Genomic DNA, 14,641 nt, shown 5'->3' on the forward strand with positions numbered 1-14,641 from the left:
CCCCAAAGTTAGTGAACTGACTGAACTTTAGGGTGGCTTTTTTATTTCCGTAGTAGTTGTTTAAACCAAAAATAAACCAATGTAATCAATTGTAAATAAATAAAAAAACCAAAAACCGTATAGTAATGATGCCAGTTCAACTGATGGCTAAACCATCCTTGTTCTTCGGCAAACTTTTCAAAAACAGCTGCAAGCATACCCAAACTAAGAATCAACCCCGTTCGCTTCCATCCCTTTATCATTGAAATTACCGAAAAATAGACGTAAAGACTAAATGGCAGGACAATCAAAGTAAACAAAATGTTGATTGAGAAAATTTCTGGAAATGGGCGCATCGGAAAGCTGTACAAACCATGCCCTACAAAATATAAATCTAAATAGGTTGCTACTAAACTTCCAAACAGGATTGTTGACAGCCGTTCAACAAAATTGTTAGGTCCATATCGAGACAGCTTTTTTAGCGATGACGGCGATCTCAAGTTTCTCAAGTGTTTGACAATACTCACGTTTAATATCCCCACCTAGTTTTTCCTGGTCTTCAATTAAATACTCTAAAACATCGATATCCTTATACCAATCTCCCCCTTCAGCAGGTTCATGGCGAACGTCATTCCATACATATTGTAGTTGTGGGCTATATATTCTTGGCATTCCAGCCTTAAGGCGACAGCCATTTAGTCTCTTTAGTTGATAAATTTTACCTGGGGTCCCCTCTTTAACTACAGAAAACAGCTTTGGCCAATAATCATTTCTTGAACCAGTATGTGGTGTTGAGAGCGCCCATTGATAAACCCTTTCCAAAACTTGCTTGTTTCGAAATAACAGCCCATATAAGACCTTACCAAGCAAAATCCGTTGCCTCAATGAATCAAACTGCGGTAAAGGCTTCCCAATCAGCTCTATTTTTGAACCCTTAGAATAAGGGAATAAAATATGTGTAAATGAAAACAGCTCCTGCAGCTTGAACTGTAGTGTATTTATCACATTGGTTTTAAAATGTGGTTTTTGTATCACTCGTTCCTCTAAATAACTTTGTTCATTGACTACAAGAGCCATGGTTAACATATACTGATTATGGTAAACAAAGAAATGATTCCACATTGCTTCCATGAACATCGAAACTCCGAAATGGGATAGCAAATGAAATAATGGTTTCCCTCGCTTTAGGCTTTCCTCATAAAGTAAAAATTGTGGATAGGCATCTTGAAAAATAAGCCAGTTCCCACGTTCGAGAAACGAAAAAAACTGATGCCTTTCATTACTTGAGAGCAAAACCGCTAAAAACTCTCCTTCTAAATCCGTCATATTCCAACCGCCGTTTCTAGACACCATATGACCGAGAAACGCCCAATGAATTTCTGGATGACTTTTATAAAAATCGAGATAAGCCTTTGTTCGCGTAAGATTATTACGATTCCATCTTTGTGTCTCACTATGAATCCGATTAATCAAATACATCTCATCCTTCGTAATTGGAGGCGATGGATTAGTCTCACTTGTTAATTGTTTTTTTTTCAACAAATCTTTCTTGAGCACAACTAATGACAGAGGAAGCTTAGGTAGAGGTTTCACTGCTGGTTTTTTATTCAGAAAAAAAATTACCCATCTCCCCCTTCAAGTCATTCTTTTTTGCAAACCGAATATTTATGGAGTAAAAACATAAGTTGGGAGAGAATTGACCGTGACGTTTACGAATGTGGAGTCAGGAATACAACGTTTAATTGAACAGCTTAAAAAGGATCAATCTCCCCTTGGTACGTGGGAATATCCCTTTGAAACTGGCATCTCGACAGATGCTTATATGATTATTTTATTAAGAACGCTTGAGATAAATGATGAGGAGTTAATTCAACAGCTGGCAAGACGAATCATGCATCGGCAGCAAGACAACGGTGCTTGGAAACTATTTGATGATGAGGGTACAGGAAATATTACGACAACAGTGGAAGCTTACTATAGTCTGCTTTATTCAGGATTCTACAAATCTAGCAGTCCGGAGTTAGAACGGGCAAAACGTTTTATTTTGGCTAAGGGTGGCCTAGACAACATCCATATGTTTGCAAAAATTATGCTTTGTTTAACAGGTCAAATGAAGTGGCCAACCTTTTTTCCGATTCCTGTTGAATTCATGCTCTTACCTAATTCAGCCCCCGTGAATTTCTTTAGCCTCTCTGTGTTTGGGCGTGCTAATCTCAGTCCGATTATGATTTTAGCAGATAAGAAATGTAGTATCCGAACAGCTAAAAGTCCAGATCTTTCACACCTCCGCATAAATAGACAGTTACAGGTCCATGATGAGGAACTGAATTTTAGTCGATCAACAAAATGGCAGACGTTAGCCTCAATCATTGAGCAAGGCTTAACTGCGGTAATTGGTTTACCATCGCGAATGAAAAAGGTGGCCACCCAGAAAGCAAAACAATATATGTTGGATAGACTTGAGGGCGATGGGACTTTTTTGAATTATTTTAGTTCAACTTTTTTAATGATTTTCGCCCTACTTGCTTTAGGCAAATCAAAAAACGACCCCCTTATCACGAAGGCCGTATCAGGCTTAATCAATTTGCGTACGAAAATTGACGGTCATACTCACATCCAATACACAACGGCTACCGTTTGGAATACCGCACTAATCAGTACCGCATTGCAAGAAGCAGGCGTTTCTACACAAGATCCTTCCGTATTGCGAGCGAACCAATATTTGCTCTCGCAGCAGCAAACAAAATTTGGAGATTGGCAGCTTCATAACCAGCAGGGGAAGCCTGGCGGCTGGGGTTTCTCCCATATTAATACATTTCATCCCGATATCGATGATACGACCGCTGCTTTACGTGCCGTAGCTAGAAGTGTGCGCTTAAAGCGTGAAGCCCGCTTTGCTTGGGAAAAGGGTATAAAGTGGCTCGTCTCTATGCAAAACGACGACGGTGGCTGGCCATCCTTTGAACGAAACATTAATCAGGACTGGCTGGAACTATTACCATTCGAAAAAGCTGAATTCTTAATCGCTGACCCGTCAACACCAGATTTAACTGGTAGGACATTACAATTTTTTGGTCATTATACGAAACTCGCAGACAATCACCCGATTATCACTAGAGCAATTCAATCACTATTCGAGCAGCAAGAGAAAAACGGAGCTTGGTATGGACGGTGGGGCATCTGCTATCTATACGGGACTTGGGCAGCCCTGACAGGACTTAGCGCAGTTGGAGTCCATGCCAAACATCCGTCAATCGAAAAGGCGATCACGTGGTTAGAAGCTCAACAAAATCAAGATGGTGGATGGGGAGAATCTTGCTTAAGTGACGAGGTGAAGCGTTATGTACCCTTAAGCAATAGCACCCTAACTGATACTGCTTGGGCTGTTGATGCATTAATTTCCGTTTCAAACGTTGCAACACAGTCTATTGAAGCAGGTATCCATTATTTGCTTCGATCTCTAGAGCGAAATGATTGGACGACAGCCTATCCCAAAGGCCAAGGGATGGCAGGAGGTTTCTATATTCATTACCATAGCTATCGGTATATTTTCCCCCTCCTTGCACTATCCCATTATCGAAATAAGTTTTTATAGTAGGACTCTGTTTTTGCTGAATGTTGATCACACACTGTTTGAAAATAAGCGGAGGAATTCCGTTAATGTTATCCAAATCGTTGAATTTAGTCCTTTTTAGAGCATTTAGTCGGAAAACTTCCGCTTATTTCGGATATTTTGTCCCCCACTTTTTACATTAGGCGGAAATTATCCGCCTATGATCTCTTTCAATTCGAAAATCACAAAACCCCATTTCCTTAATAAAGAAATGGGGTTTTTTGTATTTACGAATCCTTGGCTACAAATGATAGAAGTCTACGGCCCCCACTTATGATGCTTGATTAAAGGTTTGAGCAAATTGTTTGATGGAATCAACATTAAAGGTTGAAGTATCACTTGCAACACCGGCAACCTTTTTAATAATGATCCGTTCAATTAAATTCATATCAGCAAATATGAATTCGCCACCAAAAAGTCCTTCAGATTTAGCAACGGCGCGGAGGTCGGCTGGATAGGCATTTTCAAACTGTTCATTTGCCCCTTCACCATCTCGGTAACAGCAAAGGAAAAATCCTAACCTTTTGGTTAGCAATATGTCATGATTATTGTTGATGAATTGCTTTACCTTGCGCTGAATATTACCAGCATGGATTGACCCACCGATGATTACGGCATCATAGGAGGATAAATCGGGGTCTCTGTATTGGCTTAGATCAACTCTATCCACCTTACCTTCTAATTGTTCTGCTAAAATTCTCGCAGCCTTGGCAGTGGTGCCATGTGATGAACAGTATACAATAATGCTTTTCATGAATTTGCCCTCCTTATCTCACTCTTAAAAATAATAATACCCAGCTCAAACATAAGCTCTTATGTTCTAAGCTGGGATTCTGTGTAGTTTGAGCTGTATTCGGTTACTAAGCAAAAGTATTAAGATGACTACTTCTATCATAGTTGATTTGACAAGTTTACCCTCGAAAAAATTCCGAAATTTTTTTGAATTAATAATTTATTTTTTCTTCTGTCGATATAAGTCCATCGTTTTGTAACCTTGCCCTAGTACCTCCATCATTTGCTGCTGCCGTCTTTCTCGAGTCGCCTGCTGTTTTGCCGAAAATATATACCGTGCCCAATCACGCTGATAGCCTGGTGTTAACTCCTGGAAGATTGCAAAAACATCCGGGGCATTATTCGACAGATATGCTTCTACATCTTCAACATTTTCAATATAGTCGTCAACACATTGACTAGAGGCGGTAGATTTCTTAGCCTTCCTTTTCTCCCGCTTTAAACCAACGACAGTAAACACATCATCCATGCTGACCATGCGTGAGAATTTAATTTCGCTGTTACCCACATATCCGTCGTCGTCATTCACCTTCATTGCCGGGAATATTTCATCACGGTGAACATATGTCTCGTAGCGCTTGTTTCCCTTTTTCGGATAGGCAAAGAATAAATAGCCTTTTTCACCAAGAAGCTTGTCATTATTAATGATTTGTTGAGTCTCTGAAACCATCTCATCAATATTTGTTATAAAAATAAAAATACAATCATGTCCTTGCGATACAGATGTTGCACTTCCAGGTAGGATGTCATAATCCGCTGGTTGATTAATAATCACTAAGTTATGATATTTTTCGAGTTTAAGTTTCGTTGCGATTGACATACATTGCTCCTTCTTTAGGTTGTTTTTCTTTTACTATATAAGGAATGGAATCAGAACACAAAAATTAGGCATCTGCACCATTACTTTACAAATTGTATATACATGTAGCAAACGAATGTAAGGAGTGGTGTCCATGTTTCAACATCCGGCGCTTGTCCAGACACATCAACATATTGAACCAAACAAAAAAATCGAAATTTATTATCCAATGATTTCTGGTTTAACAAATCATAGCGTACAGCAGCACATTAATCGGAGCGTAATGGACGCCTATCATCAATTATTGAAGGAACGTAGCTATTACGAGCCATCACTCCTTGAATTAAATGGCTGGTTTGAGGTAAAAACGAATCAGCGTGGCATTTTTAGTGTGGCATTATATGTTTATTCCTACACAGGCGGAGCCCATGGCATGACAACCATTCGGACGCTCACCTTTGATATGACAACTGGTAAACAATACACTTTAACTGATTTATTTAAAGCAGGCTCGAACTATCAAACTAAGCTGCTAGATATCATTAAGTTTCAAATAAAACAACGCGAGATTCCGGTCATAAGCGAACCAATAAATTTTCCTGGAAACAATAATTTTTATATAGCTGATAAAAGTTTAATTCTTTTTTATCAGCTATATGATTTAGCACCCTACTATTATGGGATTACTTATTTCCCAATCAGCATTTATGACCTCCAAAATATCATTGACGAAAATGGCCCACTTGGAAAAATGATGGGTTCATTTTAAGTTTCTCTAATCAAACATATTATTTTGGAACAGGTGTTGGTGTTGGTTCACCGTAATCATCGTATTTTTTAGTGATATAGTTATATATCTCTTTTCGATCTTTACCATCTAAGTGCATTTCTGTCGCCTCATTTGCAATGACCACACATATATCACAGGCAATGCCCATTTGGTCCCAGCCTGTCACATTTTTGTCCTTGCCAAAACTATCCACAAAGCAATCCAGCACACTTTCATGGCCATCAGAACCATTACAACCGCAGTAGCAGGGAGCTGCCGATAACGCTTCGGGGTATGTTGCTGCCATAATATAGGTGTTTTGAATCTTTTCAGATGTATTTAGGACATAGTCTGGCAACTCAATGTGCTTTGAATCTAATACCAAGTCTTCTTTCTTACCGCAACCGACTAAAATTAAAACAAACAAAATACTAATCATGCCCAACAGTTTTAAACTTTCCATGCTGTTCACCTCGTTGTGGAATTTATTACACGTACGTAACTTTAAAATTTTCATAAGTGTTTTAGGTAAAAGATTTTCTCCACCCGCTTCAATCATAAAATTCAAACTCTAATCGAACAGTAACTTTTCTCACTAAACACCTTAGTAATTATCGATATCAATGATTAATATTAATCTATAAAATCGATACCAAACAACTGCATATATTTATATCGAGGTGAAAGTCTTCCTGCCCGGTTAAGCGAGGTAAATCAGGTAATAAAAATAAGCCAATCCCAAAGATTGGCTTAAAACACATCAATTAGAAGTTTCAATTTGCTCATAGTATCGAGCCAATTCAATAATCATGGCTCCCATTCGTTCAAATTCCGGAGCAATTAATCGCTCGACACCTTCTTCACGTATCGCCTCTGCCGTTATTTTTCCGACGGCAACTGCAAGTGCATCTGAATTGAAAACATCAATAAGCTTATCAACAATTCCCTTTTCCTTGGCGTACTCGAATAAGAAGCGTACCTGTACAGCAGTGGTAAAACAGACGGCATTCACTTTATGAGATAAAAGTTCCTGACACAGTTGTTCAACGGTTTCCGTTTGCGGTGGAATATGTTGATAGGGCAATATTTGCTGTACTGTAGCTCCGTTTTCTTCAAGAAAACGAATCAACGAAGGCGCTGCTTCACCATGAAGCTGTACTAGAACTCTCTTTCCAGTAAAATCATCATGCTGCAGATTTCGAACGAGCCCCCGATTAGTCCCATCATCATCGATGGCGACTGGTGTAATCCCAATTTTCTTCAAGACACCTAGGGTTTTGTATCCTCGAGCACCAATCTTTGCTTCATTAAGACGACTCAGGAATTCCGCCTTCTTACCCATTTTATCAGCGAGGTCAATCAGCGTATCTGTGCCAATTCCAGTTGTTAAAATTACCCAATCGGCTCCCTCTTCAATAAATTTTCGGAGATCTGGCTCCACTTCTTTTTCTGCTAAAAATACAGTTCCTTGGAGTGGACGGATGACAGCCATCCCACCTTGTTTTTCAATTAAAGCTGAAATCTCCTCCAACTTGCGACTGCCGGCAATCGCAATCGTTTTTCCGGTTAATGCATGACCCATATGATCTCCCCTTTGTTATATATATGTATATACATTACCTTACCAAACCGAGGAGAAAAAAACGAATATTTATACTATTCTGTGATGCCATTTTAAAAGAATACTGTAAAAAGCCGACCTCATTTATTTTTTCTTTGCCACGACAACACCACATTCTTTTTCCAAAGGCTGGATTACGGCTGACATATCAAGATCAGCTAAGCCTTGCTCCATTGCACCTGCAAAGGCATTCTCGGCATGACGTCCTAAAAACTTAGACATTCCGGTTTCAGCAAACAACTTATTAGCCAGAGCAACATCCTTATGTACATATTTCACTGCGCCACCCGGTGCAAACTCACGCTCTAAGACAAACCCCTCCATATGGCGGCGCAACATCCGACTATCCCCATAACTTACCGTGAGTAATTGGAATAACTGCTCCGAATCCAAACCCAGTGCGGTTCCAGCAACCATAGCTTCAGACGCCGCAATCGAGTGGACTGCCACTAAGTATTGGTTAATTAATTTGGCAATGCTACCTGATCCTGATGGCCCCAAATATTGAATGGTCTCTCCTAACACGGAGAAAATCGGCTCGATTTTGTCAAAAACAGACTCTTCTCCTCCAACCATAATCGTTAATGTTCCATGTTCAACACCTTCAGGGCCGCCGCTCACTGGCGCATCCAAAAAGCTGATTCCATTTGCTGCGGCAGCTTCAAAAATCACACGGCTCGTATCCACACCAACTGTCGTAAAGTCGATACACACTGTATGAGGTTTGGCATTTGCCAATACTCCATTTTCGCTCAAATACACCAATTCAACATCTTGTGGCATCGGCAAGCAGGTACAAATGACATCTGAATGCTGCGTTAGCTCAGCAATCGAGGTGGTCACTTCTGCCCCAAAATCCGCCAAAGCTGCTGCCTTTTCTGGTGTACGATTAAAAACCATCACCTGATAGCCTTTAGCGAGCAGTCGCTTCACCATGCGACTTCCCATGACTCCTGTCCCAATGAACCCTATCTTCATTTCACTTTTCCCCTCTCTGATAAAGTTCTATCCATGAAAAGCTATCTTCACTTTTTCCTAAAGGGATGTATTCCAGACCAATAAACCCGCGATATCCATTATTACAAACTTCCGCTAACACACGCTGATAATAAATTTCACCAGTATTCGGCTCGTGACGTCCTGGCACATCAGCAACTTGAATATGTTCAATTTTGTCCATGTAATTAGTGAAATTTGCCAACAAATTACCTTTTGTTTTTTGAATGTGATAAAAATCAAACTGGAGTTTCACATTCGGCAAATTGATTTCTTCCACTATTTCCACTGCCTCTTTAATATCATTTAAAAAATAACCTGGCATGTCAAACTGATTAATTGGCTCGATTAGCAGCGTCATTCCATGAGCAGCCAATTGTTCCGCTGCAAAAGTAAGATTTTCGATATAGGTTTTTCTTGCTAATGCTGGGTTCATGTCAACTGGTACAATTCCTGCAAGACAATGCAATTTTTTAACTCCAAGTCCTTGAGCGTATTCAATCCCTGTTGCAACTGACTCCTTAAATTCTGGGATTCGTTCTGGGTAGATTGCCAAGCCCCGTTCACCATTTTCCCAATCACCGGCCGGAATATTAATTAAAACAAGCGATAGCTGATTCATTTCTAGTTCTTCTCGAATGGTACTTACGGGCACACTATATGGAAATTGACATTCGACAAAATTGAATCCTGCTTGTTTTGCTTTTTTAAAACGTTCGATAAACGGTACTTCAGTAAAGATCGTTGAGAGATTAACAGCATATTTATTCATAGTTACCCTCCGAAATATGTATGAAAAAAAATGAACCAATGTGCTTCGGTGTAAACCTAAGCACATTGGCTGCATTATATGTTTATGTGATTTATTCTTAGCGAACTTGCTCTGCCAAGAATTTTGCTTTTGCTTCCTTACGACGTTTGTGTAAAATTGGCTCGGTATAGCCACTTGGTTGTTCGTAGCCTAAGAAAATTAAGTCAGACGCTGCTTGGAACGCAATAGAATTATCAAAATTATGAGCCATAGGACGGTATAATAAGTCACCTGCGTTTTGTTCGTCAACTACTTTTGCCATCCGTTTTAAAGTTTCAACGACTTGTTCTTTTGTACAAATACCGTGGTGTAGCCAGTTCGCAACATGCTGGCTAGATATTCGAAGTGTCGCACGATCTTCCATTAAGCCAATGTCGTTAATATCCGGCACTTTAGAACATCCTACACCTTGTTCAACCCAACGAACTACATATCCCAAGATACCTTGACAATTGTTATCCAATTCAGCTTGAATTTCTTCAGGAGACCAGTTAGGATTTTTGGCAACTGGGACTTGTAAAATACCATCTGTTAAGTCAGTAGACTCTTTCTTTAACACGTTTTGAATTTCAATTGGATCAACTAAATGGTAATGAGTTGCATGAAGTGTTGCTGCAGTTGGTGATGGTACCCAAGCTGTGTTGGCACCAGCTTTAAGGTGACCAATTTTTTGAACAAGCATGTCTGCCATTAAATCTGGCATTGCCCACATTCCTTTACCAATTTGAGCGTTACCTTGCAAACCACAATCAAGTCCAGCAAATACGTTTGATTTTTCATAGGAAGCTAACCATTCAGATGTTTTCATATCGCCTTTGCGAATCATTGGACCTGCTTCCATTGAAGTATGCATTTCATCACCAGTACGATCAAGGAATCCTGTATTGATGAACGCAATTCTTTCCTTCACTTCACGGATACAAGCTTTTAGGTTTAAGGATGTACGGCGCTCTTCATCCATCACACCAATTTTTAATGTATTGCGCTTTAAGCCAATTAAGTCTTCAATTCGGCCAAATAATTTATTAGCAAATGCCGCTTCAGCTGAACCATGCATTTTCGGTTTAACGATATATACTGAGCCTTTTGTCGAATTGCGATACTTGCTGTTTCCAATGATTTCATGTTTAGAAATTAAGCTTGTAATCACGCCATCCAGGATACCTTCAGGAATTTCATTTCCATTTTTATCTAAAATGGCATCACTTGTCATTAAATGTCCAACATTACGGATAAACATTAGAGAACGACCAGATAGTGTAATGGTACCGCCTTGAGTTGATTTGTATTGACGATCAGGGTTCAAAGTACGAATAAGATCTTTAGAACCTTTTGAGAACTTTGCTGAAAGAGTTCCTTTGATCAGTCCTAACCAATTTGTATAAACTTCAACCTTGTCAACAGCATCTACTGCTGCAACCGAATCCTCGCAGTCCATAATCGTAGTGATGGCAGACTCAAGGATGATATCCTTCACACCTGCTGCATCTGTTTTACCGATTGGAGATTCGTGGTCAATTTGAATTTCAATATGCATGCGGTTATTTTTTAATAGAATAGAAGTTGGTTCACTTAATTCTCCAAGATATCCAACGAGCTTTGATGCTTCCTTCAAACCAACACTTTTTCCGCTTTCAAGTGTAACCGTTAACTCATTATCAATAATCGCATATTTCACCGCTTCTTTGTGGGAACCGTTAGATAATGGAATGGCTTGATCTAAAAAGTCCTTACCGTAGGCAATGACTTTTGCTCCACGGACTGGATTATAGCCTTTGCCCTTATTGGCACCATCTTCTTCAGAAATGGCGTCTGTTCCATACAATGCATCATAAAGGCTTCCCCAACGTGCGTTAGCAGCGTTAATAGCATAGCGAGCATTGTTAATTGGAACAACGAGTTGTGGTCCACCTTGAAGTGCTACTTCCTCATCGATATTATCTGTGTTAATTTTGAACTCTTCAGGTTTAGGTTCTAAATAACCGATTTCTTGTAAAAATGATTTGTATTGATTGAAATCATCATTACCTTTATTTTGTAAGTGGAATTGATTAATTCTTTCTTGTAATTCATCACGACGTGCTAATAATGCTTTATTCTCCGGTGCAAGTTCATTTATAAGAGCTTCAAAACCAGCCCAAAATGAGCCTTCCTCCACACCAGTTCCAGGAAGAACCTCTTTATTTACAAAATCATATAATACGGAAGCTACTTTTAAACTGCCTATTTCTAAATATTTAGTCATGAACTATTTCCTACCTTTCAAAGTTAAAAAAATTAAAATGTAAGCCTAGTTGATTAAAGAAGGTTCAGACAAGTAATGGTTACTCCCTTGCAGATTTTGTGTTTTTTTACTCCTAAAAAAAATCTTCTATTTTCTACATTCTTTTATAATTCTCTCTATAAATCTGGATTCCTTCCTGTTATAAAACAACCTTACCAATTTAATAAATATTGTAACAGAGAAAGATACACAATTAAAGACATTCTTGGTTAATTTTTTAAATTTTCCCATTGTTTAAAAAAATAGAGACCATTCTGGTTTTAAGCCAGAACGGTCTCATTAAGCTAAAATTTATCATATTCCCGACGATATCGGGATGAATGACAAGAATCACATATCGGAAACGAAAAATCCAATGGCAAATTTCGGCCACATCGCTTACATTTATTTTTATATGTTTTAATTTCCGATTTCAAATGTTCATGAACGTCATCACTAATCTCTTCTCTCACCCGCTCCCAATAATGGGCTTCAGTGCGCTGCTCGAGACGATATAAAAACAAAAGATGCAGCCCTAAAGCTTTATAGGTTAGTTCAAGTTCTTCAAGATTTCTCTTTTTGATATTGGGCTCGGGAAGCTCATACCCTTCCAATATCGCATAAATAGTTCGACGCCATTGCTGCCTTAATTCGACTTCTTTTGATGAAAAAGGGAGATGCAAGAATCCGTATAAATCTTTTAGTGACAAACGGGCTTCAATCTCTGTACCTTGAACCATTTGGTACAGTTCACGTTCTTCCGTTAGGCTCGCTTTTTTTGTCCCCTTAGGGCTTTTAAACTTATCCCAAAGTTCAAAGAAGGTACCCAGATCATGATAATATTTCTGAAATCGCTCAAATACGGCATTTGTAGGAGCAATCGCAAAAGATTGGACAGGTTCATCCTCATTAGCCAAGAGCTTCTTCATCGTTCCGATTTCAGTGGAAAAGGCAACCTTTCCAATATCGTAGATTCCCTTACGCCCTGCCCGTCCGGCAATTTGCTTCACTTCTTGCGAGGTTAGCCGTCTCCGTCTTGTTCCGTCAAATTTTTCATTTTCTAAAAACACAATGCGCCGTATTGGTAAATTCAAGCCCATACCAATCGCATCAGTTGAAACAATTGTCGTTGTTTCACCGTCATTGAAACGTTGGATTTGCTTTTTTCGGGTTTCAGGCGGCATACTTCCGTAAATCATGCTAACTTTATGTTTCATAGATTGCAGCCTGGCTGCTGTTTCCAGAACCTTTCGGCGCGAAAAACAAACGAGCGCATCACCTTTTTTTGTATGAGACAAATTAAACTCGCGACTTTCTACCTCAAGCGGAATTTCACGACTGTAATCATGAATCTCCAAACTTGACTCTCCTAAAAGTTCAAGCAGCATTTCTTTAATATTTCGACTACCAATAATATGAACCTCTTTGGCGTTTGCTTTCGTTATCGCTTTATACCATGAGTAGCCTCGGTCCTTATCAGCGAGCATTTGAGCTTCATCAATGACTATACAATCGTAAAATTCTTTTTCATAAAACATTTCAACGGTACAAGATACATGTGATGCACCTGGAGTAAATTTTTCTTCCTCACCTGTTTTGAGCGAGCACGGGACCCCTTCTGCATTAAGTTTATCGTACACTTCAAGCGCGAGTAGCCTTAATGGTGCTAAATATAAACCGCTATCTGCCTGTTTCATTCTGCGTAGTGCCTGATGGGTTTTTCCTGTATTCGTTTCACCAATATGGAGCACAAAATGAATATTGCCTCCAATACTCGGTCGGTATTCACTGCCAAATACCTCTTCAATAATGCGAGCTTCTTCTTCTTCCTTACGCTTCATTTCTGCAAGCTCTGCTTCCTGACGCTGATCACGTGTCTTGCAGTCCTGTTTAAAAAGGCTTAAGTGAACATCTTCGTCAAATGGAACATCAGCAAGCTTTACTAAATCTACAACATACTCTTCGGCAATTTCTTCGGTATAATCATAGCTAAGCTCAAGTATTAATTCGGAAATGAGCTTACGTAACGCTGAATCTGAGAGTGGTTTATCAAAGACACCCTCATAAAGCTCCTTAAGGTTCGGTATCCTTTGAAAAATAAAGCCAGGAGCGATTTCAAATAAATGTTGGGTAATCAAAGTTTCATACAGATTATTATAGGTTTCATATTCATAATAGACTCGGCCTCGTTCAAGACTTTCATGGATTGCCCCAGTCAATTCTTCAAATAAATCACTCATTAACCGAAAATCTGAAGGGCTAAGCAATTCATCTGTTTCAATGATTTTTTCGAGTTGATAGGATTTTTTAATCCCAAACTTTGGATTTCGCTCAAAATCCTTCATGATTTGTTTCGCAACATAATATCGAATGTATAAATATAACACTTCATATTGGCTTTGGAACAGCTGTTCTACCTTCTCTGAAATCGATGTAACAACGCCCATCTTCTCAGTTGCGATTCGTTCTTCCGCCAATCGAACTTCATGCTTCATTCTGGCCTGTTCAAATTGTTCTAGCCAAGCATCATTGTGATTGTAAAACACACTATCAAGCCATGTGACGATATCAAACGGCTGATAATCACGGATCTCGTTGCGGAATAATTGATTGATGAGCTTCCGATCAACCCCTTCGACTTGAAAACCTTTTTCTGTTAAGAAAGCCTTTTTCTCCTTTTTGTTGATGGCATTAGTCGCTTTATTAATCCAAATATTAATCCAGAGCTGATCTAAATAGTGGGCTCGCTCGTTACGGTAATGTTCATAATGAACTGGTTCGGGCTTATTTTCCAAATAATGTTCAATATCCTCGAACACCTTTTTCTTTGTATGCTCAACAGCAAATGGATAAATCGTGTCCAACGTTTTCATTTATTGCTCCTTTTTTATGGGTCATTTGTTAGCCGAAAACTGCCATTATTAATAATAGTCTGTACTATTTTCCTATAAAAAGAATGAACATTCAATTGATTTACAAAAAGCCCACTACACTTAGT

The 14,641-nt window shown here is 39.1% G+C and carries 12 protein-coding genes; 2 read left to right on the forward strand and 10 right to left on the reverse strand.

The window, feature by feature from the left end; genetic code table 11:
* Positions 1–41: 41 nt before the first annotated feature.
* Together HHO41_RS06225 and HHO41_RS06230 are read right to left on the reverse strand one after the other, a co-directional pair.
* On the reverse strand, positions 42–506 hold the full coding sequence (locus tag HHO41_RS06225) for a CBO0543 family protein (protein ID WP_248278383.1): 465 nt from the start codon (positions 504–506) through the stop codon (positions 42–44).
* Positions 433–1,518: a DUF2515 domain-containing protein gene (locus HHO41_RS06230; protein ID WP_248278384.1), complete on the reverse strand. Its 1,086-nt coding sequence runs from the start codon at positions 1,516–1,518 to the stop codon at positions 433–435. Before HHO41_RS06230 ends, HHO41_RS06225 begins: the two co-directional genes overlap by 74 nt.
* A gap of 163 nt (positions 1,519–1,681) precedes the next feature.
* On the opposite strand from HHO41_RS06230, the gene shc reads away from it, so the two are divergent.
* The gene (gene shc / locus HHO41_RS06235) at positions 1,682–3,574 is read left to right on the forward strand and encodes a squalene--hopene cyclase (RefSeq protein ID WP_169096579.1); all 1,893 of its coding nucleotides are present in this window, start codon (positions 1,682–1,684) and stop codon (positions 3,572–3,574) included.
* A gap of 289 nt (positions 3,575–3,863) precedes the next feature.
* Here shc and HHO41_RS06240 read toward each other — a convergent pair whose 3' ends face one another.
* Both HHO41_RS06240 and HHO41_RS06245 read right to left on the reverse strand, forming a co-directional pair.
* Entirely contained in the window at positions 3,864–4,346 is a 483-nt protein-coding gene (locus tag HHO41_RS06240) for a flavodoxin domain-containing protein (protein ID WP_169096581.1), read from the reverse strand.
* Positions 4,347–4,544: 198 nt separating this feature from the next.
* Positions 4,545–5,204, reverse strand: a complete 660-nt coding sequence (locus HHO41_RS06245; protein WP_169096583.1) for a YdeI/OmpD-associated family protein — start codon at positions 5,202–5,204, stop codon at positions 4,545–4,547.
* Between the two features lie 133 nt (positions 5,205–5,337).
* Here HHO41_RS06245 and HHO41_RS06250 point away from each other — a divergent pair, with 133 nt between their 5' ends.
* Positions 5,338–5,952 (forward strand): DUF3298 and DUF4163 domain-containing protein, encoded by a 615-nt coding sequence (locus HHO41_RS06250; protein WP_169096585.1) that lies wholly within the window; start codon positions 5,338–5,340, stop codon positions 5,950–5,952.
* 19 nt (positions 5,953–5,971) lie between these two features.
* On the opposite strand, the gene HHO41_RS06255 is transcribed toward HHO41_RS06250, so the two are convergent.
* The 6 genes from HHO41_RS06255 to HHO41_RS06280 form a co-directional block, all read right to left on the reverse strand.
* The gene (locus tag HHO41_RS06255) at positions 5,972–6,415 is read right to left on the reverse strand and encodes a PCYCGC motif-containing (lipo)protein (RefSeq protein ID WP_348981230.1); all 444 of its coding nucleotides are present in this window, start codon (positions 6,413–6,415) and stop codon (positions 5,972–5,974) included.
* Between the two features lie 297 nt (positions 6,416–6,712).
* The gene (locus tag HHO41_RS06260) at positions 6,713–7,534 is read right to left on the reverse strand and encodes a uroporphyrinogen-III synthase (protein ID WP_169096589.1); all 822 of its coding nucleotides are present in this window, start codon (positions 7,532–7,534) and stop codon (positions 6,713–6,715) included.
* Positions 7,535–7,657: 123 nt separating this feature from the next.
* Complete coding sequence (locus HHO41_RS06265) at positions 7,658–8,551, reverse strand: NAD(P)-dependent oxidoreductase (RefSeq protein WP_169096591.1); 894 nt, start codon at positions 8,549–8,551, stop codon at positions 7,658–7,660.
* Position 8,552: 1 nt separating this feature from the next.
* Complete coding sequence (locus HHO41_RS06270) at positions 8,553–9,341, reverse strand: hydroxypyruvate isomerase family protein (RefSeq protein WP_169096593.1); 789 nt, start codon at positions 9,339–9,341, stop codon at positions 8,553–8,555.
* 97 nt (positions 9,342–9,438) lie between these two features.
* Complete coding sequence (locus HHO41_RS06275; protein WP_169096595.1) at positions 9,439–11,625, reverse strand: malate synthase G; 2,187 nt, start codon at positions 11,623–11,625, stop codon at positions 9,439–9,441.
* Positions 11,626–11,948: 323 nt separating this feature from the next.
* A complete protein-coding gene (locus HHO41_RS06280; RefSeq protein ID WP_169096597.1) occupies positions 11,949–14,516 on the reverse strand; it encodes a DEAD/DEAH box helicase in 2,568 nt (855 codons plus the stop codon).
* Between the last annotated feature and the right edge of the window lie 125 nt (positions 14,517–14,641).

The sequence above is a fragment of the Bacillus sp. DNRA2 genome (genome assembly GCF_012843265.1).
GTDB lineage: Bacteria > Bacillota > Bacilli > Bacillales > Cytobacillaceae > Bacillus_BU.

What these genes read in the sequence shown, in the direction of transcription:
- HHO41_RS06240 (WP_169096581.1), bottom strand. Translation starts at nt 4,346, where the DNA reads ATGAAAAGCATTATTGTATACTGTTCATCACATGGCACCACTGCCAAG.
- HHO41_RS06245 (WP_169096583.1), bottom strand. Translation starts at nt 5,204, where the DNA reads ATGTCAATCGCAACGAAACTTAAACTCGAAAAATATCATAACTTAGTG.
- HHO41_RS06250 (WP_169096585.1), top strand. Translation starts at nt 5,338, where the DNA reads ATGTTTCAACATCCGGCGCTTGTCCAGACACATCAACATATTGAACCA.
- HHO41_RS06255 (WP_348981230.1), bottom strand. Translation starts at nt 6,415, where the DNA reads ATGGAAAGTTTAAAACTGTTGGGCATGATTAGTATTTTGTTTGTTTTA.
- HHO41_RS06260 (WP_169096589.1), bottom strand. Translation starts at nt 7,534, where the DNA reads ATGGGTCATGCATTAACCGGAAAAACGATTGCGATTGCCGGCAGTCGC.
- HHO41_RS06265 (WP_169096591.1), bottom strand. Translation starts at nt 8,551, where the DNA reads ATGAAGATAGGGTTCATTGGGACAGGAGTCATGGGAAGTCGCATGGTG.
- HHO41_RS06270 (WP_169096593.1), bottom strand. Translation starts at nt 9,341, where the DNA reads ATGAATAAATATGCTGTTAATCTCTCAACGATCTTTACTGAAGTACCG.
- HHO41_RS06275 (WP_169096595.1), bottom strand. Translation starts at nt 11,625, where the DNA reads ATGACTAAATATTTAGAAATAGGCAGTTTAAAAGTAGCTTCCGTATTA.
- HHO41_RS06280 (WP_169096597.1), bottom strand. Translation starts at nt 14,516, where the DNA reads ATGAAAACGTTGGACACGATTTATCCATTTGCTGTTGAGCATACAAAG.